The organism is Tundrisphaera lichenicola, assembly GCF_051175385.1.
Lineage (GTDB): Bacteria > Planctomycetota > Planctomycetia > Isosphaerales > Isosphaeraceae > Tundrisphaera > Tundrisphaera lichenicola.
On the sequence record NZ_CP195106.1, the window covers coordinates 7,392,644 to 7,418,391 of the forward strand.

The following is a 25,748-nucleotide window of genomic DNA, read 5'->3' on the forward strand; positions in this document are numbered from 1 at the left end:
CCGGCCCCCGGCCGCACTCGTCACTTCGCCAGCTTGCCGGAGATCTCGGCGAGGTCTTCGGCGTCGATGCCGCCGTCCTTGCCCAGGGCCTCGACGAATTTCTGGCCGGCCTCGGCGCGGGACATCTTGGGGACCCGGGCGAGCTTGCCGTCGGTCTCGGCGATCAGCTTCTCCAGGGTCGGGGCGTCGGCGGCCTTGGTCGCCTCCTCGGAGCGCGCGGACTTGGTCTGGGCGTCGACGTCGGGGATGGCCGCCTTGGCCTTCTCGCGGGCTTCGGCGAGGGCTCGCTGCCGGGGCGTGGCCCGGGCGGGGAGGGCCTTGTAGCGGAAGGCGAATTCCTGCGCGAGCGATTCGGGGGAATAGCTCGCATCCGCATTGAATTCGGCGGTCTCGCCGCATCCGATCAGGATCGAGGCCGCGAAGCAGAGGCAGAGCGCGCGAGTCATGGGATTCTCGGAGTTTGGGATTCGTGAAGGCGCATGGATGTCGGCCATGGGCAGGGCCGATGATCGGGCCATCTGGCGATGGGCCTCGATCATCGGCCTTGGTTTCTCCCGGGAGGCGTCGCGACGGTCGATCAGAACGAGTCGGCCGAGATGATCTCGCCGCCGTTCCGGGTGCCCAGGGCCCACCAGGTGGGGAGGTCGACGGTGTTCTTGATGAACCGGACCGAGCCGTCCATCATCCCGATGTTCACGCCGCCGGGGTGATTGCTCGTCGGGTTCATCGCCGAGTCCCCCTCGAAGCAGCGTAGGGTGTCCGAGTAGTAGACGTGGATCGGCGGGGCGTTGGGGGGGAGCAGGTGGGCGTAGAGGTGCCCTTCCCAGCCGTCGGTGAAGGCCCAGGTCGAGCCCTTGTACATGCTCCAGTCCTGCCAGTTCTGCGGGCCCGCCAGGCCGTCTCGGACGACCAGGATCGCCGGGACGTCGTTCTGCTCGACCAGGGCCGAGTTGGTATAGTTCAGGAGCCTTCGCTTGTCGCCGGACTTGCCCGTGCCGTCGTTCATCAGCGACTCGCTGGCGGCCGCCGTGTTGGAGAGGCCGTCGGTGATGCTGGCGATGCTGACGTTCTGGTTGGTCGTCGCGGCCTTCCCGGGGCTGCAAGGTCCATTCGAGGTGTACATCCGGGAGGTCGAGATCACGCCTTGCGAGAACGGGACGTTGCCGCCATTGGGGGAATTGCCGGGGACCAGGACGTTCCGGGGGTGGGCGGTGTTGCCCGCGTAATTGTTGTTGCCGAGCTTGCCGCCGGCGGAATTGACCACGCCGTCCTGAGGGAGGCAGGTGAGCCCGTCCGAGGGGCAGAGGAAGGTGGAGATCTGCGACTTCTGGGCGGTGGCGTTCACGCCATTCACGATGTTGTTCGCGCCATAGAACCCATCGGAATAGGAGAAGTTGAGCGCGTTATGGATCGCGGTCTGCTCGATGAACGGGAGGATCTGGCAATGCCAGGCCCGGTTGCCGGAAGTCCCGGCGGTCCCGCCGTATTCGTCGGACCGGCGGTACTCGTGGACCGGGGTCGAGCCGTAGGTCGCCATGTAGTTGGCGACGGCAAGGCCCAGTTGCTTCAGGTTGTTGGTGCACTGGGCGCGCCGGGCGGCCTCGCGGGCGGCCTGCACGGCCGGCAGGAGCAGGGCGATCAGGACGGCGATGATCGAGATGACGACCAGGAGCTCGATGAGGGTGAAGCCTCGTCGACGATTCGAAAGCGGCATGGGGCGACTCGTAGGATTGGGGGGATTCGAGGAGGGATCTGCAAGGCCGCCGATCGGCCTGCATAGGGCCCGGGTGCTGCCCGGGTTGGGGAGAGGCTCGTGCCTCTCAAGGTTGGGGGATGGCGGGCCTGGTCTGGTCAATGGGTCGGGCGACAAGGGCGGGAAGATACGGTCAATGATCACGCCGGTCATGGGCGGTCTGGCGGGGCTGATCGAATCGCTCAAGGAGCCTGGACGCCTCGCAAGCGTGCCCTGCTCCACGATTGGGTCATCGCGGTTCGGGAATCTAAGTATACGAAGCATGTGGCGAATTGCCGCGTAGATTTCGCGTGGATTCGATGAATTTTGCCCGCCGAAGGACAGAAGGGAGCGGGCCGGCTCAAGGGTAGCGGGCCCTTCTCTCATCGTAAGCTCACCCGAGATGGAGTCTTCCGGTTTGCGGGACTCATCCGGGTGAATAATCGCCGGGGCCGGGCGAACTCCCCTGCGCACCGGCGGTTCCCCACCCGGAGAGATGTTCATGGCGTCCGAACTCCTCGATTCGAAGGCTCCGACCGAGGTCGACTGGCGGCGGATTCACGCCTTCGGGCTCCCTTCGGGGAGCGTCCGGGCCCTCCTGGCGATCCTGGTCTTCGGGATGGCCTGGGCCTTGCTGGTCCTCCGGCCGACGGAGGAGATCCCGAACTATCTCCGGGACCTCCTGTTCGTGATCATGGGGCACTACTTCGCCAGTCGCCGGAGGGTCGCCCCGGAGGTCGACCCCGGCCCCCCGCCGCTCTACCTGCCCCGGGGGAGCGTCCGACTGATCCTGGTCGCGGGCTGCCTGGCGGTGGCGGCCTTCCTGTTCCGCCGGGGCGATCTGGCCCAGGTCCGCCAGAATCCGGCGGCGGTCACGCTCCTGATGGTGGGCGGGTTCCTGCTCGGCGTGGGGCTCAACGCCGCGATCACCTGGTGGCGGGATCGCGGCCACAGGCCGCATCGGGCCTTCGAGGACCTCCGGGCCCTGGCCTCGATGGTCGCGGCCATCGCCCTGGCCGGGCTGGTCGCCAACCGCCTCCATCCCCTGATCCCGCCCGAACAGGTCGACTCGCTGTTCTCGGGATGGGTCCACCTCGGCCGATTCGGCCCGGAGAACCTCCTGGCGGCGGTCGTCGGGTTCTACTTCGGCTCGCGATCCTGAGCCATCGATCCTCGATCGAAAATTGATAAACGAAATAAAGAATGATCATTTTCGATCGAGAATCGTGATGGGCGTTGCCCTCCTCAGGCCGAGGCACCCCGGGCGATCCGGCGCCCGGCCCGGCCCAGGCCGAGGGCCCCGGCGAGGCCGACCCCGGCCAGGACCAGCGAGGAGGGCTCGGGCACGGCCACGGAGTTGGTGATCACGATGGTGGCGATCAGGTCGTCGGGGGTGATCAGGTGGGAGATGTCGAAGCCCGCCGGGGTCGCCCGGCCGTCCAGGCTGTTGAGGTAGGAAGAAAGGTCGTTCGAGCCGCCGAAGACGAGCTGGGCCGACCCATTCTGATCCACGTGATCGGTGATGTTGTCGCCCACGAGGAACGCCGCCCCGAAGTTGGCGTCGTCGACCTCGGTGCCGGCGTCCCAGACCTGTCGGCCGAAGATCCGGATCGTCCGGGTCTGGGTGACCAGTCCATTGGCGTCGATCAGCTGCCCCGCGGCGTTGAAGAGCGCCAGGGGGGAGGGATTGCCGAAGAAGAAGTCGTTGGAGGGCACGACCATCGACGCGAAATTCAGGAACCGCGTGGCCGTCGGATCGGCGACGTTCAGCGAGGCCGAGACCGAGGCCCCCGGGAAGTAGGGCATCGAGCCCACCGTGATCTGAGGGCCCAGGCCCGAGAAGGCGGCCGAGATCGGGCCCGTATTCGCCAGCTCGGCCACGGTTTGGATCGGAGTCCCCTTGAGGCTCTCGCCCGGATCGAAGGCGTCGAACGACCCGTCGTGCAGGCCGAACCAGACCGGCGAGAAGGCGAAACCCCCGCCCGGCTGGTTGTTGGTGACCGTGATGTCGATGATCCCCGCGTCGGCGGGGCTCGCCACCGCCAGGGCCAGCAACGCGGCGAGCGTCCCCAGACCGTTTCGTATCAACCTGTTGTGCATGGACTCCGTCCTTCTTTGGATGGTCCCCGGAAAGCCGGGATTCCCGATGTCGTGAGCGGCCGGCGGCCGACGTCGTGGGTTTAGTCGGGAGAATCGCCCGGGCGTTACAACCCGAGAAGCGGAATTGACCCCGGCGGCCTCTCGCGACGATGATGGGCGAGGCTCCCCCCGATCGGGACGAACCCGGCCACTCGCCCCGACCCGCCCGCGAACGCCGGCGCCGACCCGAGGGTCCCGAGCATGACGGCCGACCCACCGCCGGACCTCGATCCCGCGACTTCGGGACCGACCGAGGACCAGGCCCTCGGCTGGATCTCCGATCATGGCGACGCCCTGTTCCAGTTCGCCCTCGGCCGCCTCAAGAGTCGCGAACTGGCCGAGGATCTCGTCCAGGAGACTTTTTTGGCCGCGCTCGGCGCGATCGGCCGGTTCGAGGGCCGATCCACCACGAGGACCTGGCTCGTGGCGATCCTCCGGCGCAAGATCATCGACCATCACCGGAAGGCCGCCGGGTCGCCCCTCCCGCAAGGCCCCGAAGTCTCGACCTTCTTCGACGACGCGGGCCTCTGGATCCGCCCCCCCGCCCGCTGGGATTCGCCCGAACAGTCGCTCGAAAAGGAAGAATTCCGGGAAGTCCTCGACGGCTGCTTCGACCGCCTCCCCCGCCACCTGGCCGAGCCCTTCGCTCTCCGAGAACGCGACGGAGTAGAAGCCGAGGAGGTCCGCCGGATCCTGAACCTCAGCGCGGGGAATCTCCGGATCAGGCTCCACCGGGCCCGACTGCATCTCCGCAAGTGCCTGGAAGAGAACTGGTTCCGCGAGTGATCCCCAGGCCGGGACGATCCCGCCCGAGAAGCCCTCCTCCGGCCGGATCGGGCATCGACTCCGGGATGGACCCTCCCGCGCCAAACGAACCCAAGGATCGGGCGAGGCTCTCCGACCCCCACGCCGAACGAACCCAGGGACCGAGCCCGGACTCCCCACCCCCGAGCCGAACGAACCCAAGGATTGGGGCCTGCTCCCCCGTGCCGAACGAACCCAAGGATCGGATTGGGTGGCAGGGGTAAGCGGCCGCTTACCCCGGGAGCAACGTCGGATCCGGGGTAAGCGGCCGCTTACCCCTGCCACCCAGATTAACCATCTTGCGATCGAAGTAGGGATTTTCAGAGCAACCGAAGGACCGGGGTCTGTCCCCGATGCCGTGAGCCAAACGAACCCAAGCTCTCGTAGCCGACTCGGTCCTTTCCTGTTGGAAAGATGCCCCCCGCCGAACGAACCCAGGCCCGAGCATCGAACGCCCTCCCGCCCGACTCATCGTCACCACTGATCTCCAGGTCCGGCCCGTTCCCCGGCACCAGACCTTCTGGGATAAGATCGAGGAAGTCCGACCTCGTTAGCACAACTTTCGGGGCCATCGCGCAAAAGGAGGACGCCCCCCGGGCCGGGGCTCGACCGTGACCCCTCGATATCGACCCATTTCATGCGCGAAATCGGCCCATTTCGAGCCTGGAATCGGGGGTTCTGAGCGTGAAATCGGGCCATTTTGGACTCGAATCCTTGGGTTCGTTTCCAGGCCGGTCGGCCCGGGAGAGCCCTCTCCGTTGAGGAAATGTTCCCCGGAAGGTTACGATTGGGCCTCACGGGGACCCGGAGGTGGATGACATGCGACTTCGCTGCCCTGCCTGCAACCGCCCGATCCTCAGCCGCCGAAACGCGCGATGCGGCTTCTGCCAGGAGCCCTTGTCGACGGAGCTGATCTTCAGTCCCGAGGAAGTTGAAGCCATCGAGGCCGAGGAGAAGGAGAGGGCACTCACCCGCAAACTCCGCGACGAGGAACGCGCGCGGCAGATCGCGGCCATTAGGGATTTGGGAGGCGGTGGTTTGTGATGGGGATTGGCTTCTAGCCATGACGGTGAGCGATGCCCATCCTACCAGAATCCCCCAATTCGACTCCGACCGCCTCCGTCGAAGGCCGACTGCGTAACTCCTACTGCTCTAACGGGTTCACGACCCGTCCCAGGAACACGATGCAACGGGATCGAGTATCGCGGATCAGGAACAGGAACGGATGATCGGCGCGGAAGACAGGTGGCTCCTCCCCGTAGGCGTCGGGACTGATGGCATCCATCGCCGCGGCGGCCTCGATCCCCTCCTCGTGGACGTCGAGGAAAGTCGCGTGCCTCGCCTCGGAGAGGAAGAGGTCACGGCTCTTGCCGTTGATCCCCGAGAAGTCGGCCTGACTGTCGAATGCCAAGGGCATCCCCATTTCCGAAAGCAGATGGTTGAGCGACACGTCGGTTCGGATTCGATACTTCGGCAACTCGATGATGATCTCCTCGGGCTGCCGGAACCGGGGCCACCACGAGTCCAGCGACTCCGACGTCAAGGTGGCCTCAACGTCAGCCAGCCCGTCGCTCTCGCGAGGCAACACCACCACCATCGCGAACTCGCTACCGGACCCGCAGGGTAGTTCCAGGGCCTGGAACGAGCCGCCATCGTAATCGCCATGGACGCTCGAGTACGAGTGGTCATTCATCATCGGGACGTCGACCGCCTCGTCCGGGCCTACGCGGAAGCGATCCTGACGCGTGCGCTCCCGTCGAAACCGCTGCCTCCAGCTGGCCCGGAGATAGAGGCTGCTGGTCAGGGCCAGCCGCGTGCTCGACGGCAAATCGGCAGGTCGAAGCATCCCGGCGATCTTTCCGCCCGTTCGCGATTCCGTCCAGGCATTGATCACGCGGCACGCTTCCTCGGGACGGCCGGAGAAGTCGACCCGGTGGCCTTCGGTGGCAAAGTCTTCCTCGAGCGTCGCTCGATAGGAGTCGAGCAGCGGATAACCTCCCTGGACCCAGGTGGCGTTGGCCAGTCGGATTTGGTACGAGCGGTCCTCGGCATCGGCGTTGAGGTCTCGGATCAACGCGGCGTAGGCATGGTCGGCCTGTCCGAGGCCGTCGGGAAGGTGCAGGACTCGAGCGATCTGCCGGGCTGTTTCGTCGCGTGCCCCGGCGCGGATCAGGGCCAGCCCGGCCGAAAGGCATGCGGGCGAGACGAGCAGGTTGCCGGGACGCGTCCGCAGCCGTTGGTAGAGCGCCATGGCGAACGCGTTGTTCGCGCGAACGATCGCTGGCATGTTCTCGCTCCCACCACCGGTGGGCCGGAACAAAGGCAGCGTCGCAGGCATCCCTGGCGGAGGAACGGGCTCGACAGGCTTCGGAGTCTTCTGGCAGCCGGCGAGCGCGGCGACCAAGAACAGGATTGATAGCGACCGTACCCGAGACACACCGAGGCCCATCGCTCCGCTCCAAAAGATCCATGAGATAGGAGCGTCCTCAACGCTGGCGGACGCCGGGGTGCACAGCTCTCGTCGAGGATGATCGGGCCGGGTTGCGGCATGATGGGCATCTTTTGGGGACCACGTCCCCGAATTTTGCCGACTTGTCCCCCTGGTCACAAGGCCCTAGAGTTCGGGTACGGCCGAGATTGGCCCGGGCGGATTTCATCAGCAGATCGAAACTTCTCAGATCGGATACCCATCATGGCATCGAGGGCACTCATCGCGGGGGTGAGCGGGATCGTCGGAAACAATCTCGCCTCGCAACTGGTCTCCAACGGCTGGGAGGTCTACGGCCTGGCCCGGAAGCCGAAGGTCGACATCGAGGAGGTCCGGCCGGTCGCGGCCGACCTGCTCGACCCGGGATCGTTACGGTCGGGCCTCTCGGGGATCGATCCGACTCACGTCTTCATCACGACCTGGATGCGGCAGGCCACCGAGGCCGAGAACTGCCGGGTCAACTCCGCGATGGTCCGGAACCTCTTCGAAGCCCTGGGCACCGATGGGAGCCTCCGGCATGCGGCCCTCGTCACCGGGCTGAAGCATTACCTCGGGCCGTTCGAGTCCTACGCCAGCTCGAAGCCGGTCACCCCCTTCCGCGAGGAGATGCCGCGCCTGCCTTTCGCCAACTTCTACTACAACCAGGAGGACGAGGTCTTCGAGGCGGCCGCGCGGATGGGCTTCACCTGGAGCGTGCATCGCCCGCACACGATTATCGGCTATGCGCTGGGCAACGCCATGAACATGGGCGTGACCCTGGCCGTCTACGCCACGATCTGCCGGGAGACCGGCCGACCGTTCGTCTTCCCGGGCTCGCCGCAGCAGTGGGAAGGGCTGACCGACGTGACCGACGCCCGGGTCCTGGCGAAGCACCTGGAATGGGCCTCGACCTCCGAGGCCGGCCGGAATCAGGCGTTCAACATCGTCAACGGCGACATCTTCCGATGGAACTGGCTCTGGCCCCGGCTCGCGGCCGACTTCGGGATCGAGGCCGCCCCCTATCCCGGCCGGGCCACCCCCCTGGAACCCCAACTGGCCGACGCCAGTCCCACCTGGAAGGACATCGCACAGAAGTACGGCCTCGCCGAGCCCGACCTCACCAAACTCGCCTCGGCCTGGCACACCGACCTCGATCTCGGCCGGGAGATGGAGGTCGTGACCGACATGACCAAGAGCCGCCTGGCCGGATTCCACGAGTACCAGCCGACCCTCGGCTCGTTCCTCGACCTGTTCGCCCGGCTGCGGCGGGATCGGATCATCCCGGGGGGTTAGGGAGATTCCTGTTCGGTCGGGGTGGCCGGGGGCCACGGCATGCCGTGACCCCGACTCGTCGAGCCTGGCGGGTCAGCCTTCGCCCTGGCGCGCGGCCTCGATCGCGGCGATGTCGATCTTCCTCATCTTCATCATGGCCCCCATGGCCCGCTTCGCGGCGGCGCGATCCGGGTCGGTCGTCGCGGCGAGCAGCGCGCGGGGCGTAATCTGCCAGGAGAAGCCCCAGCGATCCTTGCACCAGCCGCACTGGCTCTCCTTGCCGCCATTGCCGACGATCGCGTCCCAGTAGCGGTCGGTCTCCTCCTGGTCGTCGGTCAGGACCATGAAGCTGACCGCCTCGTTCGGCCTGAAATTCGGCCCGCCATTCAGGCCGAGGTACGACTGGCCCAGGACGGTGAACTCGACCGTGAGATCCTCGCCCACCTTCGCCGACGGGAGGTCCACGGCGGAGGCGTGGGGCTTCCCGACGTGGCTGTCGGGGAACACACTCGCGTAGAACTCGGCCGCCTCGCGGGCCTGGCCGTGGTCGAACCACAGGCAGATGGTCATCTTGCTCATCGACGTTCTCCTCTACTAGCTGCGGGCGAGCGGGAAGGCAGCTCCTTGCCGGCCTCCGGTCATCGCCCCGGGAAGATCCCAGCTTCGGGGGATTGGAACCATTGATCGGATGAAAGTCAACGGACGTACACTGAATTCGTGAGGACCAGGGCCTTCCCCCCGAACTGGTCGTCGGAAGGCCCTTGTATTCGACACGCTTTGCAATATAAAGTGAGATCGGGTTGATCCCCGATGGCCGGCCCAGGATCGCGGATCGGCCTGCGGGCGTTTGCTCCGGGGATGCGGGAGGCCGACGCGATGGCGAGGTTCAGATGGCCGGTGCCGGGCCCGGTCTTCGCTTGTGAATGGCTGGCGTCCTCGAGGCGATGGCAGGGCTATGCCCTCCGGTCGCTGCTGGTCCTGCTGCTCTTGTTCGGCCTGTCGGCCGTCTGGATGGAGAACCACGGAGGGGCGGGGGGGGCATCGGCCCGCGAGCAGGCGGAGATCGGCCGGGGGTTCTACGCCGTGATGGTGCTGATCCTGCTCGGGTTGGTCGGCCTGGCGGCCCCGGCGGCGACGGCCGGGGCGATCTGCCTGGACAAGGCCCGGGGGAACCTGGACCTGCTGTTCGCGACCGATCTGACCGACGCCGAGATCGTCTTGGGCAAGCTGTCGGCGCAGTTGGTTCCGGTGCTCGGCCTGATCGCCTGCGCCGCCCCGGTGCTGGCGCTGGCCACGCCCCTCGGCGGCGTCGCCCCGGCGTTGCTGATCGGCGCGAGCCTGGTCTGCCTGGCCTGCGGCGTCTTCGGCTGCTCGCTGGCGCTGACGCTGTCGGTCTGGGGCCGGAAGACGCACGAGGTCCTGCTGGTGACCTACGCCTTCGGGATCTCCTGGTTGCTCTCGGGGCCGATCTGGGCGGTCCTGGCCCCGATGCTCCCCGGGTGGGCCCGGCCGGCCTGGCTGCCGGGTTATCTGGCCCTGCTGCCCTACAATCCCGTCTTCCTGGTGCTCGCCCCGCTGGGCGGCCCGCCGGGGCTGGGGCCGATCGGGCTGGGGGAGCAGGCCCGGTTCTGCATGCTCGGGCTCCTGACCTCGGCGATGCTGGCCTCGGCGGCCACCTGGCGGGTCCGGGTGGTGGTGATCCGGCAATCGAGCCAGGGGGAGGCTCCTGGTCGGTCGGGCCGGCGAGGTCCGCTTGCCCGGCTCGCCGCCCTGCTGCCGTCGCCGTCGCTCGACGGCAACCCGGTGCTCTGGCGGGAGTGGCATCGGCGGCGTCCGTCGCGCTGGTCGGTCGCCGTCTGGGGCCTCTACTTCGCCGGGTCGGGCGTGGCCACCTTCTGGGCGATCGCCGGGGTACTCCAAGGTGCCGGGCCGGGCCGCCGCGAGATGGGCGCGGTGATCGGTGGCTTGCAGGTCTCCGCCGGGCTCCTGCTCCTGAGCATCTCGTCCGCGACCAGCCTGGCCGAGGAACGCCAGCGCGGGAGCCTGGACGTGCTGCTCTCGACCCCGCTGGCGACCCGGTCGATCGTCCTGGGCAAGTGGTGGGGGACCTTCCGCGGCGTCCCGCCGCTGGCGGTGTTGCCTCTGCTCATCGCCGCGGCCCTGGCGACGCACACCGGGTCCGTCCTGGGCCCGGTCCTGATCGGCGTCCTGGTCGTCGCCTATGGCGCGGCGATCACGAGCCTCGGCCTGGCCCTGGCCACCTGGCTCCCCCGGATGGGGCGGGCCATCGGCCTAACCGTCGGGATTTACCTCGTCGTGCTGATCGCGGCCATTCCTGCGGGGATGAACCTCTTCGGCAAGGCCGGTGCCGGCTTCGCCGCGGCCAGCCCGTTCTGGGGCGTCGGCTTCTCCGGCGCCGTGTTCGGCGGCACGGCCACCGGGCGCGATTCCGGGGATCAGGCCGCCTGGCTCGCCCTCTGGATCGTCGCGTACGGCCTGGTCTCGCTCGGCCTACTGCTGGCGACCCTGAAGACCTTCAACCGCAGCCTCGGCCGGATCGACGACCGGTCGCCCCGCGAGGTTGCCGATTCGGAGTGATCCGGCACGCCGCTCGCTTGCCATTCGCCAGACTCTCCCCGGATTTCGTATGATGGAGCCGGACACGTCCTCTCGCCGAGATCACCATGAACGGCCCGTCGCGGCTCCTCCGAATCCTGGCCCTTCGTTGCGAGGAGGCCTCGGCCCTGGCTTCTCGGGAACGGGACGAGCCGCTCGGCCTGGTCGATCGGCTTGCGCTCCGGGGTCACCTACTGGTCTGCCTCCCCTGTCGGAGATTCCGGCGGCAGATCCTGATCCTCGGCGATGCCCATCGGCTTCGGGGTCGCCTGGAGACCGCCGAGTCGGGCCAGGCCGAAGGCAGGCTCCCCCCCGAGGCCAGGACCCGGATGGAAGAGGCGATCCGCCAGGCCCTCCGCGACCGACCCGGGTCGAACGGCCAGGGCGACTCGGCTTCGGCCTGATCGGAGATCCGTCGATCCCGGCATCAAACCCGGTGGCATGCTAGGTTTGCTCGTCGTGCTTGTGTCGGGGGTCGGCGGATTCTACGATAGATGGGGAGTGTCCGCGTGACGATCGGGTCCAGGTGGCGGGGTGATCCCCGGGGGGTTCGCATGCGAGGCCATCGTGGTCCTTGGTCCAAGCTGGCGGCATCGACGATGGCCCTGGCCCTGATGGTGGTCGGCGCGGTCGTGGCGCAGGACAATCCGGCGGCCAAGAAGGCGGAGGCCCCGGCCAACTCGAACAAGGCGAAGTCGGCCCGGAAGGGCCGGCTCCTCCGGGCCCCGGGCCGAGAGCCCGCCAAGGGGGTCCGCAAGGGGGCCGACCCGCTGGCCATCCCGGCCGACCCCAACGCGCCGGCGGGGACCGTGGGGCAGGCCCTGCCCCCGGCGGGGACGTTCCGCTATCAGTTCAAGATCGCCGAGGGGGCCGGCTCGCCGCTGGCCGCCTCGTATTATCCCTCGAAGCTGGGCGAGTCGGCCCCGGTGGTCCTGCTGGTCCACGAGCGCGAGCGGTCGAGCAAGGACTTCGAGGAGCCGATCGGCGATCTCAAGAAGCTGACCCTGGCCGAGAGCCTCCAGAAGGAGGGGTACGCGGTCCTGGCGATCGACCTCCGGGGGCACGGGTCGAATCCCCGGAAGAACCTCACCCAGGCCGACTGGCCGGCGGTGGTCAACGACCTCCAGCTGGCCTATCACGCCCTGGTGGACCGGCATAATTGGGGCGAGCTGAACGTGGCCAAGCTCGGCGTGGTAGCCCTGGGCGAGGGGGCCAACGTGGCCGTCCACTGGGCGGCGCTGGGGGGGGGAGTCTCCAGCGAAGGCCGGACCAGCGACCTCAACTCGCTGGTCCTGATCTCGCCGATGATCGACGAGCAGGCCCAGGGCCTGCCGATCAAGGCCCCGATCACCGCCCTGGCCGCCCGGGTCCCGATCGACCTGATGGTCGGCGAGCGCGACGCCGCCTCGCTCGGCCTGATCGACGACGGACCGGCCTCGATCAAGGCGATCGTCAAGCGGCAGCGGAACAATCAGGTCGACACCTTCCCCTCGGCGCTCCACGGCTACAAGCTCCTCCGCCTCGAACCCAACCTGACGGGGACGCTCACCCGGTTCCTCGACGCCACGATCAAGTCGAAGGGGGACGACTGGGAAGGCCGGTATCTCCTGAACCCCGTCACCTACCTCGATCCGAAGGTGGTCAAACACCCCGACCGGACCGACCCCGCCGCCACGAAGAAGGCGGTCCGGTAAGAATGAGGGAGAGGGGGGCCGGGCCGGTCCGGAGGGCCGGTCGGCCTACCCAGATCCGGGCTCTCGGGCTATCATGGCGACCGCGGCGTGGAAGTGCGCGCAGCACCAGGAGAGACTCCGGAGGAAGGATTCCGTGCCCCCGGCCATCATGCCCCCACCCTCGACTCGACCCGCCGAGCCGCCCGCCAGCTCGACCCTCAGCCGGATGATGCGCGGGACGTTCTGGCTGGCCCTCAAGACGCCGCTCGCGGTCATCGTCGCGCTCTGGAGCGTCCCGCTCACCCAGAAATACATCGGGTTCGCCAATAACGACGCCTACCTGTTCGCCCTGTCGTTCGGGTACATCCAGTTCCTCCTCGAATTCGGGATGGGCTCGGCCCTCCAGAAGCAGATGGTGGACGCCTACGCCCGGGGCGACCGCGACGGCGTGAACCGGGCCATCGCCTGCGGGATGAATTTCTACGCGGGCGTGGCCCTGATCCAGATGCTGGTTCTCGTCGGGATCGTCTACGGGGGCGTCCCGGCCCGATTCCAGGGAAACACCCGGGACCTCGTCCTGGGGCTGCTCTGGGTCCAGATCCTGACGACGCCCTTTTTCGGGATGTCCACGGTCGTGGGCAGCGTCCTCCAGGCGGCCCGCCGGTACGACTTCATCCCCCGTCTGGAGCTGGCCATCGTGGTGCTCCGGTTCGGCGTGCTGGCGGTCGGCTACTGGACCGATGCCCCGTTCCTGGCGGTGGTGATCGGCCAGCTCGCCATCCAGATCGGCCTGTCGCTCGGGCCGAGCCTCTGGGTGATGTCGCGCGAGCTGGGGTACGTCCCGCACTTCTTCGGGGCCAGGCGGGCGGACTACGCGTCGATGCTGCACATCAGCATCTACATGACGATGATGCAGTGGAGCGTCGTCCTGGCCGACAAGGTGGACATCAACGTCCTGAGCTATGCCCTGCCTTCGGCACATTCCGAGGCCCTGCTGACGGTCTACCAGAATGTGAGCCGGCCGTTCTTCCAGATCCGCCAGACCGGATGGACGCTGGCCTACCTGGTGATGCCCGCGGTGGTCAGCCTGGCCGCGGGCGGCGACCGGTCGAGCCTGGAGCGGATCAAGTACGACGGGACCCGGTTCCTGGTCGCCTTGCTGACCCCGGTGACGCTCCTGGCCGGGATCTACGCCGCGCCCTTCCTGGAGTTGTGGGTCGGCCGGGCGTTCGTCCCGGATGCCTGGATGCTCCAACTCTTCCTGGTGGCCACCCTGCCGCTGGTGCTCTCGGTCCTCAGCCAGATGGCGATCGGGATGGGCAAGATCAAGACGGTGGCGATCTCGAGCCTGGTCGGTGCGGTGGTGAACCTGCCCCTGAGCTGGTTCCTGACGGTCCGGCTGGGGGTCTCGGGGGTGATCTGGGGGACGGTCCTGACGACCCTGATCTCGAACCTCCTGGTGCCGGGCCTCTACCTCTTCCGGGTTTTGGAGATCAGCCCTCGGGAGTTCCTGGCGCGGACACTCGGGGCGCCGACGGTGGGGGCCCTGGCCCTGATCGTGGCCGCCTTCGCGTTCCGATCGGTCGTCTCGCCCGAGCCGGGCGACGCCACCGGGCTGATGCGGGCCGTCCCGTTCCTGGCGAACCTGGCCGTGGGGTCGCTGGCCTACCTGATCGGCTATGCCCTCACGTCCGAAGGGCGGGGCGATCTCGGGGTGGTCCTCCGGAAGCTCCTGCGTCGCCCGGCCCCGGTCGGCTGATCGCGGGGAGGCTCGGGGTTTGCAGGGAGGTTGATCCCGGACCTATGATTGTCTCGACCCCGGCGAGCGACGCGACCGTTCCCGCCGCGTCGTGCCGGGGTCTCGGCGAAATGAGCGGCCCGAGGTGGCCCCGATCCGAAGGTCCGAGGCGGCGCGACTCCATGAGCCATTCCTTCCAGTTCGACCCCAATACCATCCTCGGCGTTCCCCCCGGGGCCTCGCTCGGCGAGATCCGCGACGCCTACCGCCAGAAGTCGCTCAAGCACCACCCCGACAAGGGGGGCGACGAGTGGGCCTTCCGGATGGTGTCCCGAGCCTACGAGATCCTCTCGAACGCCCGGGTCGTCAACCGCGCCTCCTACGACGCCCCGCCGCCTTCGCCCGCCCCGCCGCCCCATCGGGCCACCTGGACGCAGGGTTTCAGCCCATCGGACCCGAATCCGGCCGGGGGTGGCCCCGACCCGATGTCCAACGTCCAGGGCTGGAGCGCCCCCCGCCACTCGCACGCCGGGGAGGACCCGGCCCGGGTCGCCCGGTTCGTCCTGGCCGAGCTGCTGATCCTCCGATTCGAGCTGGAAGCCTCGCTCGACCTCTTCACCAGGAGCCCCGAGGAACGCAACCTGAGCTGCACCCTCCACGTTTCCTGGCCCCTGGACGAACTGGCCGAGCGAGCCTCGAAGATCCCCGACGCCGCCAAGTTCCACAAGCGGATCGGCGAGGCGCTCAAGGCCAAGGGGGTCCGCAAGAATGCCCTGAACAAGCGGTCTCACATCGAGAACAACCGCCTGGACGCCTGGTTCACCTACCCGACCGCCGTCATGGCCTCCGAGGCCCTCGAAGCCCTGCGGGCCGCCCTGGCCCCGCACGAGCTGGAGGTCGAGAAGGTGGTCCGCGAGATGTCCGTCCCCCGGAAGTGGAGCTGAGCCGGGATGGCCGGATCGGACCAAACCCCCGGCCGTCGCTGGAGGTTCGACGACCAGGCCGGGCCCGGGGGCTCGCGAGCTTCCGGGCGATGGGCGGTCCTGGTGATCGTCTCGGCGATTCTGACCCTCTGGCTCGGGCTCGACCTGGCCTTCCGGGGCTGGAAGGATCGCTACCGAGCCCTGGCCGAGTTCGGGGCCTCGAAGGTCGCCCCGGCGGTCGACCCGCTCGCCTTGCTCCGGCCCCCCGGGGTGGATCCGCCTCGATGGCGGTCGGCCGTCGAGGACACCCACGCGATGCTCCTGGCCCTGACCGGGTCGGGGGTCCTCGACCGGCCTCGGATGGAAGGACTCCGCCGAGAGATCTCGGCGAAGGTCGAGAAGGCCCGAGCCGAGACCGCCCTCGCCATCCTGGCCGGGATCTGGGACGACCTCGAAGCCCGGGCCGGGCCGGTCATCGCCCCCGACCGGATCAAGCCCCCGGCCAATTCCCGGCACGCCGCGAGACATCCCCGACCGCGCCGTCCCGAGATCCTCGGGCCGTCGGGATCGATCAACCGTCGACGGTGAGCAGGACCGAGTGGGCCAGGGGAATTGGCGCCGGATGTCCTGGTCGATATCTCATTGGTGTCCGAGGCCATCCCCATGCGAAGGGTTCCGGCCCTTCGCGAGGCCCGGTTCATGCAGGGTGGGTGTGCCTATGGAATCCTGGGCTCAAGCCTGAGACGCTTCCTGCTGGGTGCCATGCTCTCGCGAAGCGTGAGCATGGGGATGGCCTGGACGTCCTCTCATGCTCACGCTTCGCGAGAGCATGGCACCCGGACCCGAGGCCCCAAGAATCTGCGGGTACATCCCGAAGAGGCCCAGCGGGATCGCCCGGAAAGCCTTCCCAATTGCACCTACCACTCGCCTCGGCCAGAATGATCCCACCCGAATGGCCATGCCGGGAAATCCACGGTAGATCGAGGCCGCTCCTGGCGCCCGAACTCCACCAGCCCGCAGGAAGTGGCAGGCACCCGATTCAAGGCAACCTCGATGACCCCCACGCCCGCCGCCGTCATCGCGCCCAACCACGACCTACGCACCGTGCCCTGGCGTTTGCGAGACCTGCTGATAGCCATCGCCCCGCTGGTTGTGTACTCGATGGCTCCGTCGTTCGCCGGCGCCCCGGTCATTTTGCGCTCGCCCGGACGGTCGGTGTATCTCTTCGCGATGGCCTGGATGCTGGCCTATCCGCTGTGGGCCGCCCGGCTCGGCCCGTCCTCCCTGCCCGGGTTCCGCCGCATCCTCATCGAGGCATCGATCGCCCTTCCCGCCGCCTTGGTCTCGGTGTTCGTCATGGTACTGCTGACGACCGCCCTGAGTGTCGCCCTCGGCGAGTCGCCGTCCAGCCCGTTCGAATCGATCGCCGCGTCGCCTAGCCGTTTCGCCAAGCTATTTCTCGTCGCGATGGCTGTCCTGGTTGCCCCCTTCGCCGAGGAGATGTTCTTCCGAGGGATGGTCTACAACTTCTTACGACAGCGGATGCACTGGATCCTCGCCGCTCTGATCCAGGGAATCGCGTTCGGCTTCTATCACCCATTCAGCCTGCAGGAACGGGCTACGATCGCCGTCGGCGGATTCGCGATGGGCCTGCTCTACGAATGGCGTCGAGCCTTGATCGCCCCGATCCTGTTCCATGGATTCGTGAATTCCCTCGGCTTGGGCCTGCTCTTCCTCTCGGCGGCGGCCTATGCGGACGCCCCTGTGCTTGGGGTCCGGGGCGAGAAGAGCGGGCGCGGGTGCCTCCTGACCGAGGTGATGCCGGGCGGCTCGGCTGCCGAGGCGGGGCTCCGCGTCGGGGACGTCATCACGGGTGCGGGCGAGAACTCGGTGGGGGACCTGCGTGACCTGGTGCTTATCATGCGGACGAAGAAAACGGGCGACCGGATACCGGTCTGGTTCACCCGCGATGGGGAGGATCATCAGGTCGAGGCGGTGCTGAAGGCGCGGCCGAAAAACCCTCCGGCAACAACTCCTCTGCCCTCGCCGCCTTGAATAGGTCGATGACCACCTGCCCGTCCGGTGTGGCCCGGAAACCGTCGCTGCGGCTGTGTGGCAGGGGTAAGCACCAGCTTACCCCGGGAGCAATGTCGTATCCGGAGTAAGCTGCCACTTACCTCCTGCCACCCCGATTCACCGACTTGCGATCGTCAGAGGGCATTTCGGGGCAATCCCGCCGTCGGTCAATGATGGAGCATCGAGTTCAGCGGCGGGGGGCAATACGTCCCCAACTTCATCTGGTCGAAGATCGCCGGTTCGGAGGCGTTGTCGCGCGCGGTCTCCAGGGAGATGACATTCTTCTTGTAGAGGTCGTAGAGATAATTTTCGAAGATGAACGAATGCGAGGCGCCTTGCTGCATCCCGACCTTCACGCCGATGGTGTTGCCCGAGAGGATGCAGTCGGAGATGGCCTTGGTGTCGTTGAATAGAAATTCCAACGCGGGGAGCCGGCCCCCGCCGATCTTGGGGAGCAGCCGCTGGCAGATGACGCATTTCAGGGCGTCGCGGAGCTGGAGCTTGACCAGGTCGCGCTCGACCGGGTCGAAGAAGCTGACGATCCGGTTGACCGTCTCGTAGGCTGTCCCCGAGTGCAGGGTGCTGATGACGAGGTGCCCGGTGGCCGCCGCGTTGATCGCGGATCGGATCGTGTCGGGATCGCGCATCTCGCCGATGACGATCACGTCGGGGTCGTGCCGGAGCGCCCCGCGCACGGCGTCGTGGAACGAGCCGATGTCCTCGCCCACGTCGCGCTGCGAGACGATCGACTTCTTGCCGGTGTGGACGTACTCGACCGGCTCCTCGATCGAGAGGATGTGCAGCGATCGGTTGGTGTTGATCCAGTCGACCAGCGAGGCGACCGTGGTCGACTTGCCCGAGCCGGTCATCCCCGTGACCAGGATCAGGCCGAAGTGGAGCCCGGCCAGCCGCTCCATCGCGGACCGGGGGATGTTCAAGTCCTCGAACGAGGGGATCTTCTCGGGCAGGAACCGCATCGTGCAATGCGGGACGCCCGCCTTGCAGAAGGCCGAGACGCGCGCATACCCCAGGCCCAGCTGGTGGTAGATGAAGCTGCATTGCTGCCGCTCGTTGAACTCTCGGAAATGCTTCTCCGAGGCGATCGTCTCGATCATCGCCAGGATCTGCTCGGACGAGAGGGCCTCGAAGGCCTGGACCCGCCGCATCACGCCGTCGACCCGGAAGACCGGCGTGGCCCCGGGATAGAGGTGGATGTCGCTGGCCTTGAACTTGATCATGGCGCGGAAGAGCGCCTCGGGGCTGATCGGGACCGTCCGGTACTCCTCGCCGTGGATCCGCCAGACTTCCGGCAGGGGGAAGGTCTCGGAGAGCGAGTCGCAGGCGTCGTGGAGTTCCTGGACCTGCCCGGCCGTCGGGGCCGCGCATCGGAAGGCCAGGAATCCGTTGACGTCGCCGACCTCGCAGGACATCGGGCACTTCGCCGCGAATCCCTCGATCGAGCCCCGGAGGGCCCGACTCGGGTCGGGGAAGCGGACGGTGAATGACTGGAAATCGCCTTCGAACTGGGGACGGGCCGCCTCGATCTCGATCCCGTTCGACCGGACGATCATCCGTCGAGGAGACCCGTGGATCGCACGCAACTGGTCGTCGGCCTGCTGGACGACCGACCATAAACTCTTCTGCTGGCCGAGCCCGAGCACAACCTCTTTCATGGTCGCAGCTCCCGGGAGGGGGGGGAGGGGGAAAGTCCAGTCTTCCGGCCCGCGCGAATCCCATCCCCGCACCACCTGTGGTGGATGATTGCAAACAAACTTGTGTGTTAAATGCAAGGGAGGGTCAGGAGAAAGGACTTTTTGACTCTATCATGGCGGGAATGTCATGAGAAAGACAATTTTGGATTTCTTGGGCGTGATCGGGAGCCGAGAATTGGGGCGGGCGGCATGTGTACAAAAGGGCCCTGGTTGGCTTGCTGCCGCCCCGGGTGGCCGTTACAATGCTGCGATGGCCCGAGCAACATCGGGTTTATGGAATCCGGGACAGGAGAGGGTTCATGCGACTTCGCTTCAACTTCGAGAAGAGCCTGCAGGCGGCAGGCGTCCTGCTCCGTCTCGAAGAGGGGCGGATGTCCTACATGAGGTTGTTAAAGCTGCTCTACATCGCCGACCGGGAGATGCTGGCCGCCACGGCCGCCTCAATCACCGGCGATCAGGGATTCGCCATGAAATATGGGCCGGTCCTGAGTCATGTCTACGACTTGATCCAGGGTGCCGGCTCGAGATTTGACGACTGGGATCGGCATATCCGGACCCAGGGCTATGCCGTGAAGTTGGTGGAAGATCCCGGACGCGGCAAGCTTTCGAGGGGCGAAATCGAGAAGCTGACCGAGGTCTCCGATCGCCATCGGAGCAAGGATCAGTGGGAATTGTCCGACCTCACCCATGACTTCCCGGAGTGGAGGAGGCACTGGCCCGAAGGGGCCGAGGTCGGTTCCTATCTCATCCCCTGGGAGGACATCCTGGCGGCCCAGGGCGAGGGTAGGGAGACCATCGAGGTGGTCGAGGAAGAGGAAGCAGCCCGGAACTACATGGAAGATCTCTTCGGGCCCGCCCGATGAAGCCGGGGGATACCTTTCGCCCGGCCGATCCATCGGTCGATATTCACCTGTGGGTTATTATCTCGGATCCCGATCAGGACCCCAATCGAGTCCTGATCGTCTCATTGACCACTTTCAAGCCGAAGAAGGAATCCGTCTGCCTGCTTCATCCCGGCGATCATCCCTTCATCAGGCATCCGACCTGTGTCGCTTATAATCTGGCCAATGCCCCGTCTCTCGCCCAGTTGGAGGGGGCAAGGGCTTCGGGCCGGCTCATCCCTGATATTCCGGTTTCCGAGGCGGTCCTTCGAAGAATCAGGGAAGGCGCGGCCTTGTCCACGAAGCTTCCGATCGAGTATGGCGAGTTGCTCGACGCTCAGGGGCTGATCTGAGCACGGATCGGGCATGGGCTTCGGACACGGGCGGGTCATGCCCGATCGTGATCGTTGATGCGTTTGTTGCCGTACGGACAGAGGTCCAGGACCGCGCAACCCTCGCATTTCGGATTGCGCGGGAAGCAGACTTTCTGGTCGTGGGTACGGATATCAGGGGTTCGCAATGCTAGTATTGGCCATAGTCACGAGGTCGCCGACGAGGGTCTCTTTGTTTGCCTCTTGAAAATATTTGTCCGCCAAGTAAGAATAGCTTTTACCTGGGCAAGTTTCGCCTAGGGCTTGGGGTGCAGACCTCTTGGTTGGCGCAGAGGCTCGAACCTACACCAATACCCAACTACCACCACAACCTACACCAATACCCAACTACTACCACAACCTACACCAATACCCAACTACCACCACAACCTACACCAATACCCAACTACCACCACAACCTACACCAATACCCAACTACCACCACAACCTACACCAATACCCAACTACCACCACAACCTACACCAATACCCAACTATAGAGCCTCAGCCCGACCTGATCAGTAGGTTTTCAGGTAGGGTGTTGAAATGCCTTCTCTTCAATCCGCTTCTCAGATGGCCGACGTGATTTCGGCTGTCGTCGCTTGCCTCGCACTTGCATTCGCTGTTTATGTTCATGACCGGCAGCGGTGATGAAATCAGACGAGTCGGCAAGCGCTCAAGCGGGCAATATCTTTGGCAAGACGCCCCTGGCGAGTCTTTTATCGACTTCGTCAGGGGCGGTTTGTTTTTCAGGATCAATCAGTCGGTGATGTTGAAGATCCATTGAACGTTTCGGATTTCAACTGCATCCGTTCCTGCCCATTCGGGCAGAGATCGAGCACTACGCATTTGTTACACCGTGGAGACTTGTGCAAACATACTTTTTGCCCGTGGAGCATCAGCGCCTCGTGATTGTCGTAGACCTGCTGGGCCGACCAGTCGGGGGGGAGCTGGGCTTCGAGGAGGGCGTGGGCGGGTCCGACGCTGACATGGGCGGGGATCAGCCCCAGGCGGGCGGCGACCCGGTGGTGATGGCTGTCGACGGGCAGCGCGGGGCGTCGGAGGTTGCTGAATAGCAGGACCGCGGCGCTGGTCTTGGGGCCGACCCCGGGGAGGTCTTCGAGCCACTCGCGGGCCTCGATCACCGGCATCTCGGCCAGGAAGTCGAGGGCCAGTTCCCCCCTACTTTCGGTGATCGCCCGGAGGATCTGCTGGAGCCTCGGGGCCTTCTGCTCGGGCCAGGTGCAGGGGGCGATGGCGGCCTCGACCTCGGCCGTCGGCGCGTCCCGGACGCCCGGCCAGCCGGCGAACCGGGCCCAGAGCTGCTTGAAGGCCCGGCCGGAATCGGCGTTCCTCGTCCGGTGCGAGAGCAGGGATGAGACCAGCTCGCTGAGCGGGTCGAGGTCGTGGAAGAACGGGATCGGGGCCCCGTATTCCCGGCAGAGCCGCTCGTGGACCTGCATCGCCTTGTCCTGGAGTGCCTCCGAGGGCGGGGTTGCCGCAGATGTTCTCGTCATCGTATCCTCCGATGGGCGGTTCGAACTCTCAGGACTGCATCCGGCGTGCCGACCCCGCGTCCGCCGGGGAGTGCATCGAGCCGGGCCGCTCCGTTGCCGTCGAGATCCATCCCTCTCCTCAAGGTTTCTCCGATGCGACACCGAAGCCTGGCCCTCTTGTTTGTCTTGCTCGCCCTATGGCCAGGCCGGTCCCGGGCCGAGGGTCGGCGGGACCTGCCGAATATCGTGTTCATCCTCGCCGACGACCTGGGCTATGGCGACCTCGGATGCTACGGCCAGCAGAAGATCCGGACCCCGAACATCGACCGACTGGCCGTCGAAGGGATGCGGTTCACGGCCCACTATTCGGGAAGCAACGTGTGCGCGCCGTCCCGATGCTCGCTGATGACCGGCCTGCACACCGGGCACTGTTACATCCGCGAGAATCGCCCGGCCAAGGGGTTCCCCGAGGGGCAGGAGCCGGTCCCCCCTCGCAGCCTCAAGCTACCGCTGGTGCTTAAGAAGAAGGGTTATACCCTGGGCGGATTCGGCAAGTGGGGGCTGGGGCCGTTCGGCAGCACGGGCGATCCGCTCAAGCAGGGGTTCGACCGCTGGTTCGGCTACAACTGTCAGGCCGTCGCCCACAACTACTATCCGACCCATCTCTGGGACAACGATAAGTCGATCCGGCTGGACAACCCCGAGTTCTCCGCACACCAGAAATTACCCTCCGGGGTCGACCCGGAACGGGCCGCCAGCTACGCCGGATTCAGCGGGAAGGTCTACGCCCCCGACCTCATCGGCCGGAAGGCCCTGGAGTTCCTCCGGGCCAACAAGGATCGCCCCTTCTTCCTGTACTATCCCACGACCGTCCCGCACCTGGCCCTCCAGGTCCCGAAGGACTCGCTCAAGGAGTACAAGGGGAAGTTCCCCGAGCGACCGTACCCGGGGGATCGGCACTACTTGCCGCACTGGAGACCCCGGGCCGCCTACGCCGCGATGATCTCCCGGATGGATCGCGAGGTCGGCCGGATCCTGGACACGATCCGCGAGCTGGGCCTCGACGAGCGGACGATCGTGGTCTTCACCAGCGACAACGGCCCCCTCTACGATCAACTGGGCGGCACCGACGCCGATTTCTTCAACAGCACCGGCGGGTTCAGCGGCCGCAAAGGCTCTTACGGAGAGGGCGGCTTCCGAGAGCCCTGCCTGGTCCGCTGGAAGGGGCACATCGCCCCGGGGACGACCACCGATCGGGTCACGGGCTTCGAAGACTGGCTGCCGACCCTGCTCGAACTCATCGGCTCGAAGGATCAGACGCCCCCCGGGCTCGACGGGATCAGCTTCGCCCCGACCTTGTTGAGCCACTCGCAGGAGCCCCGACCCTTCCTCTATCGCGAGTCCCCCGGATACGGGGGCCAGCAGTGCATCCGGGTGGGCGACTGGAAAGCGATCCGCCACCACCTGAACGCCGGCGCACAGGCGGAGAACAAGCAACCGGGCCAGGTCGAACTCTACGACCTCGCCAGGGACCCCGCCGAGAAATCCAACCTCGCCGCCGCCCACCCCGAGGTCGTCGCCAGGCTCCTGGCCCTCATGAATTCCCAGCACAAGGCCTCGACCTTGTTCCCCATGAGGGCTTTGGACGAGAGCCGGTAAGTGGGGTCACGGTGCCGGGAAGCGGGGACCCTCACCCGGCCTTCGGCCACCCTCTCCCGGGTGGGAGAGGGAATCCTCTGGCTCCCTCTCCCACTGGGAGAGGGCTGGGGTGAGGGTGATTCATTCCCGGGCGACCGTCGGGCAATGACCCTGGAATACCGCCATTCGTCGGGTGGGATGGCAGAATAATTGGTCATGTGATCTTATGTTGATCATAAAGCGAGGATGAGTAGTCGAGGTGATCGACGACCAGGGACTTACAGGAACGGTTCCTTGCCGGCGGCCCGGCGGGCATCGGCGACCTGGCCGAGATGGAACATCTGGTGGAGGGCGATCAGGTGGAAGGTCCGCCCGACCGTCTTCATCCGGTCTTCGAACCCGGGCGGGATCGTCTTCGGTGCCCGTTCCAGCCCCGCCTCGCCGATCTCCTGGAGCATCGCGAGATTCTTCGCCCGTTGGTCGCGGTAGCTCCCCAGGACCTCGTCGAAGGGAGGATACGCGCCCGGATCCTCCGAGGGCTTCGATCCGGTCCCGAAGATCGGCCACCAGTGCTCGACCGGGTTTGGCTCTCCGAGCACGGTATGCGGGATCATCCCCTCGACGACGGCGAGATGACCCATCACCCAGAGGGGATGGTTTCCGCCCTTCGAGGTCGGGGATGTCAGGGGCTCGCCCCGCATGTCCTCGACGAGCTTCGTCGCCAGTTCGTCGGTCAGCCGCAGCGCCCAGCGGATATTGTCCATCGCCTTCATCACTTCGCCCCCTTCCGGCCCTCGGCCAGCAGTCGCGAGGCGATCTCGGCGATCCGGCCCAGGCCGTGATCCCACCCGGTCCCGACGTTCTCCCGTAATCCATCCGGGAGCGGGCCCATCGCCCGGTGGGTGAACTGGAGCCGGGTGCCATTCCCGTCGGCGGTCAGCCGGTACTGGACGTGATTGACGCTCGGGAACGACATGAACATCGGGCCGTTGAGTTCCAGGAGCGTCGGCGGCTTGATGACCTGCACGTGCCCCCAGAGGTGGCCGGCGTTGTCCCCGAGGTCGCGATACCACCGGCCGCCCGGCCACGGCTCGAGCACCATCGGGAAGGGCTTGCCGTCCGGCAGTTCCCCGCCCGGCCCGACCTCTTCGAGCATCGCCCGGAACACGACCTCGATCGGCGCGGCGATCTCGACCTCTCGGCTCACGCAGAGGGTCTGGATTTCCTGCTCGACATCGCTCAATGGCATGATCACTTCTCCTTCTCGGATGGGTTATTCGCCTCGTTGGCCTCGCGCTCGGCCCGCTCCTTGATGCGGCCGAGCTGGTGATCCCAGAACGGCTCGAACGTCTTGACCCAGTCGTGAATCGCCTTGAGACGCTCGGCGTTCAATGTGTAGAGCCTCTGATGGCCCGAGCCCCGAACGCTGACCAGGCCCACCTCCCTCAGGACGCGCAGGTGCTTCGAGACCTGGGGTTGGGCCAGGCCCAGCGAAACGACCATGTCATTCACGGGCTTCTCGCCCTGGATGAGGAGGTCGAGGATCTGTCGCCGCCTCGGCTCGGCGATGGCGTTGAAGGCATCCGAGGTCGTGGGCGCTCGTGCCATGTCGAGATAATATACCGTAATGGGAATACTTCAAGCCCCGATCTCCGGATCCAGGGGCCCCGAACGCCGCAACCCGTTGCGGCGTCACCCCTGTCGAGGCGAAAAATTCTTCCCCATCTCAACCCGGAGTCCCGCGCGTGGCAAGCCGGGCCGTCGCTGATGCCGTCGCGCTCCGGCTCAGGGCTCGTCGTTTCGAAGTGCGAGGGGCTCTTTACGGTCGAGGATCGGTGGGCGGGTCGCGGCCATCTCCCGATTCAATACCACGTATTCGATCCAGGTCTCGGGCACGTCATCTTCGTGGAAGATCGCATCGACCGGGCACTCGACCTTGCAGGCGTCGCAGTCGATGCACTCGTCGGGGTCGATGAAAAGCATTTGCTCCCCTTCGCGGAAGCAGTCGCAGGGGCAGACGACGACGCAATCGGTGTACTTGCAGCCGAGGCACGGCTCCGTCACGACGTAGGCCATGATTCGATCCTGAGGTCCGGGTGGTGTTTTCTCTACTTCCGCCTCCCGGTGATTCCCTTCCGCGAACCGGAGCGGCCAGGCTCGGGTCGGAATTTGTTAGAATTGCGCCGAGTTGGATGAAGGGGACCGGCCCCG

Annotated in this window: 27 protein-coding genes; 15 read left to right on the forward strand and 12 right to left on the reverse strand. The window is 66.3% G+C overall.

The window, feature by feature from the left end:
- Window positions 1-20 precede the first annotated feature (20 nt).
- Both P12x_RS29385 and P12x_RS29390 read right to left on the reverse strand, forming a co-directional pair.
- Window positions 21-539, reverse strand: coding sequence for a hypothetical protein (locus tag P12x_RS29385; RefSeq protein WP_435008671.1), 519 nt, complete (start codon window positions 537-539; stop codon window positions 21-23).
- 38 nt (window positions 540-577) lie between these two features.
- Complete coding sequence (locus P12x_RS29390; RefSeq protein ID WP_435008672.1) at window positions 578-1,714, reverse strand: DUF1559 domain-containing protein; 1,137 nt, start codon at window positions 1,712-1,714, stop codon at window positions 578-580.
- Between the two features lie 520 nt (window positions 1,715-2,234).
- Between P12x_RS29390 and P12x_RS29395 the strand changes: the two genes are divergently transcribed.
- Window positions 2,235-2,894 (forward strand): hypothetical protein, encoded by a 660-nt coding sequence (locus P12x_RS29395; RefSeq protein ID WP_435008673.1) that lies wholly within the window; start codon window positions 2,235-2,237, stop codon window positions 2,892-2,894.
- A gap of 83 nt (window positions 2,895-2,977) precedes the next feature.
- Here the strand turns inward: P12x_RS29395 and P12x_RS29400 are convergent, their stop codons facing one another.
- The gene (locus P12x_RS29400; protein ID WP_435008674.1) at window positions 2,978-3,832 is read right to left on the reverse strand and encodes a spondin domain-containing protein; all 855 of its coding nucleotides are present in this window, start codon (window positions 3,830-3,832) and stop codon (window positions 2,978-2,980) included.
- A gap of 240 nt (window positions 3,833-4,072) precedes the next feature.
- Here P12x_RS29400 and P12x_RS29405 point away from each other — a divergent pair, with 240 nt between their 5' ends.
- Both P12x_RS29405 and P12x_RS29410 read left to right on the forward strand, forming a co-directional pair.
- A complete protein-coding gene (locus P12x_RS29405; RefSeq protein WP_435008675.1) occupies window positions 4,073-4,657 on the forward strand; it encodes a sigma-70 family RNA polymerase sigma factor in 585 nt (194 codons plus the stop codon).
- An 837-nt stretch (window positions 4,658-5,494) separates the two neighbouring features.
- The gene (locus tag P12x_RS29410) at window positions 5,495-5,719 is read left to right on the forward strand and encodes a hypothetical protein (RefSeq protein ID WP_435008676.1); all 225 of its coding nucleotides are present in this window, start codon (window positions 5,495-5,497) and stop codon (window positions 5,717-5,719) included.
- Window positions 5,720-5,819: 100 nt separating this feature from the next.
- Here P12x_RS29410 and P12x_RS29415 read toward each other — a convergent pair whose 3' ends face one another.
- Complete coding sequence (locus tag P12x_RS29415) at window positions 5,820-6,962, reverse strand: serpin family protein (protein ID WP_435008677.1); 1,143 nt, start codon at window positions 6,960-6,962, stop codon at window positions 5,820-5,822.
- 405 nt (window positions 6,963-7,367) lie between these two features.
- Between P12x_RS29415 and P12x_RS29420 the strand changes: the two genes are divergently transcribed.
- Complete coding sequence (locus P12x_RS29420) at window positions 7,368-8,435, forward strand: SDR family oxidoreductase (RefSeq protein WP_435008678.1); 1,068 nt, start codon at window positions 7,368-7,370, stop codon at window positions 8,433-8,435.
- 72 nt (window positions 8,436-8,507) lie between these two features.
- Here P12x_RS29420 and P12x_RS29425 read toward each other — a convergent pair whose 3' ends face one another.
- Complete coding sequence (locus tag P12x_RS29425) at window positions 8,508-8,993, reverse strand: VOC family protein (protein ID WP_435008679.1); 486 nt, start codon at window positions 8,991-8,993, stop codon at window positions 8,508-8,510.
- Window positions 8,994-9,290: 297 nt separating this feature from the next.
- Between P12x_RS29425 and P12x_RS29430 the strand changes: the two genes are divergently transcribed.
- The 8 genes from P12x_RS29430 to P12x_RS29465 all read left to right on the forward strand — a co-directional run bounded on the left by P12x_RS29430 (window position 9,291) and on the right by P12x_RS29465 (window position 17,419).
- Entirely contained in the window at window positions 9,291-11,012 is a 1,722-nt protein-coding gene (locus P12x_RS29430; protein WP_435008680.1) for an ABC transporter permease, read from the forward strand.
- Window positions 11,013-11,098: 86 nt separating this feature from the next.
- On the forward strand, window positions 11,099-11,434 hold the full coding sequence (locus P12x_RS29435) for a hypothetical protein (RefSeq protein WP_435008682.1): 336 nt from the start codon (window positions 11,099-11,101) through the stop codon (window positions 11,432-11,434).
- A 150-nt stretch (window positions 11,435-11,584) separates the two neighbouring features.
- Window positions 11,585-12,724, forward strand: coding sequence for an alpha/beta hydrolase (locus tag P12x_RS29440; RefSeq protein WP_435008683.1), 1,140 nt, complete (start codon window positions 11,585-11,587; stop codon window positions 12,722-12,724).
- Between the two features lie 133 nt (window positions 12,725-12,857).
- A complete protein-coding gene (locus tag P12x_RS29445) occupies window positions 12,858-14,462 on the forward strand; it encodes a polysaccharide biosynthesis protein (protein WP_435008685.1) in 1,605 nt (534 codons plus the stop codon).
- Window positions 14,463-14,623: 161 nt separating this feature from the next.
- Window positions 14,624-15,385 (forward strand): J domain-containing protein, encoded by a 762-nt coding sequence (locus P12x_RS29450; RefSeq protein ID WP_435008686.1) that lies wholly within the window; start codon window positions 14,624-14,626, stop codon window positions 15,383-15,385.
- Window positions 15,386-15,391: 6 nt separating this feature from the next.
- Complete coding sequence (locus P12x_RS29455) at window positions 15,392-15,952, forward strand: hypothetical protein (protein ID WP_435008687.1); 561 nt, start codon at window positions 15,392-15,394, stop codon at window positions 15,950-15,952.
- Window positions 15,953-16,027: 75 nt separating this feature from the next.
- The gene (locus P12x_RS29460; RefSeq protein ID WP_435008689.1) at window positions 16,028-16,306 is read left to right on the forward strand and encodes a hypothetical protein; all 279 of its coding nucleotides are present in this window, start codon (window positions 16,028-16,030) and stop codon (window positions 16,304-16,306) included.
- 111 nt (window positions 16,307-16,417) lie between these two features.
- The gene (locus tag P12x_RS29465; protein WP_435008690.1) at window positions 16,418-17,419 is read left to right on the forward strand and encodes a CPBP family glutamic-type intramembrane protease; all 1,002 of its coding nucleotides are present in this window, start codon (window positions 16,418-16,420) and stop codon (window positions 17,417-17,419) included.
- A 188-nt stretch (window positions 17,420-17,607) separates the two neighbouring features.
- On the opposite strand, the gene P12x_RS29470 is transcribed toward P12x_RS29465, so the two are convergent.
- Window positions 17,608-19,113, reverse strand: coding sequence for a type IV pilus twitching motility protein PilT (locus tag P12x_RS29470; RefSeq protein WP_435008691.1), 1,506 nt, complete (start codon window positions 19,111-19,113; stop codon window positions 17,608-17,610).
- A gap of 338 nt (window positions 19,114-19,451) precedes the next feature.
- Between P12x_RS29470 and P12x_RS29475 the strand changes: the two genes are divergently transcribed.
- Window positions 19,452-20,015 (forward strand): Panacea domain-containing protein, encoded by a 564-nt coding sequence (locus tag P12x_RS29475; protein ID WP_435008692.1) that lies wholly within the window; start codon window positions 19,452-19,454, stop codon window positions 20,013-20,015.
- Window positions 20,012-20,386, forward strand: coding sequence for a hypothetical protein (locus P12x_RS29480; RefSeq protein ID WP_435008693.1), 375 nt, complete (start codon window positions 20,012-20,014; stop codon window positions 20,384-20,386). The genes P12x_RS29475 and P12x_RS29480 overlap by 4 nt, the downstream gene beginning before the upstream one ends.
- Before the next feature lie 35 nt (window positions 20,387-20,421).
- Here P12x_RS29480 and P12x_RS29485 read toward each other — a convergent pair whose 3' ends face one another.
- Window positions 20,422-20,553 carry a hypothetical protein gene (locus P12x_RS29485; protein WP_435008694.1) on the reverse strand — a complete coding sequence of 44 codons (132 nt, stop codon included), beginning with the start codon at window positions 20,551-20,553 and terminating at the stop codon, window positions 20,422-20,424.
- Between the two features lie 605 nt (window positions 20,554-21,158).
- Window positions 21,159-21,920 carry an endonuclease III domain-containing protein gene (locus tag P12x_RS29490; RefSeq protein WP_435008696.1) on the reverse strand — a complete coding sequence of 254 codons (762 nt, stop codon included), beginning with the start codon at window positions 21,918-21,920 and terminating at the stop codon, window positions 21,159-21,161.
- 132 nt (window positions 21,921-22,052) lie between these two features.
- On the opposite strand from P12x_RS29490, the gene P12x_RS29495 reads away from it, so the two are divergent.
- Window positions 22,053-23,558 (forward strand): arylsulfatase, encoded by a 1,506-nt coding sequence (locus P12x_RS29495; protein ID WP_435008697.1) that lies wholly within the window; start codon window positions 22,053-22,055, stop codon window positions 23,556-23,558.
- Between the two features lie 257 nt (window positions 23,559-23,815).
- Here P12x_RS29495 and P12x_RS29500 read toward each other — a convergent pair whose 3' ends face one another.
- From P12x_RS29500 to P12x_RS29515, 4 genes are all read right to left on the reverse strand, one after another.
- A complete protein-coding gene (locus P12x_RS29500; RefSeq protein ID WP_435008699.1) occupies window positions 23,816-24,310 on the reverse strand; it encodes a DinB family protein in 495 nt (164 codons plus the stop codon).
- Entirely contained in the window at window positions 24,310-24,786 is a 477-nt protein-coding gene (locus P12x_RS29505; RefSeq protein WP_435008700.1) for an SRPBCC family protein, read from the reverse strand. Before P12x_RS29505 ends, P12x_RS29500 begins: the two co-directional genes overlap by 1 nt.
- Before the next feature lie 2 nt (window positions 24,787-24,788).
- On the reverse strand, window positions 24,789-25,145 hold the full coding sequence (locus tag P12x_RS29510; RefSeq protein ID WP_435008702.1) for an ArsR/SmtB family transcription factor: 357 nt from the start codon (window positions 25,143-25,145) through the stop codon (window positions 24,789-24,791).
- Between the two features lie 177 nt (window positions 25,146-25,322).
- On the reverse strand, window positions 25,323-25,613 hold the full coding sequence (locus tag P12x_RS29515; RefSeq protein ID WP_435008703.1) for a 4Fe-4S binding protein: 291 nt from the start codon (window positions 25,611-25,613) through the stop codon (window positions 25,323-25,325).
- Between the last annotated feature and the right edge of the window lie 135 nt (window positions 25,614-25,748).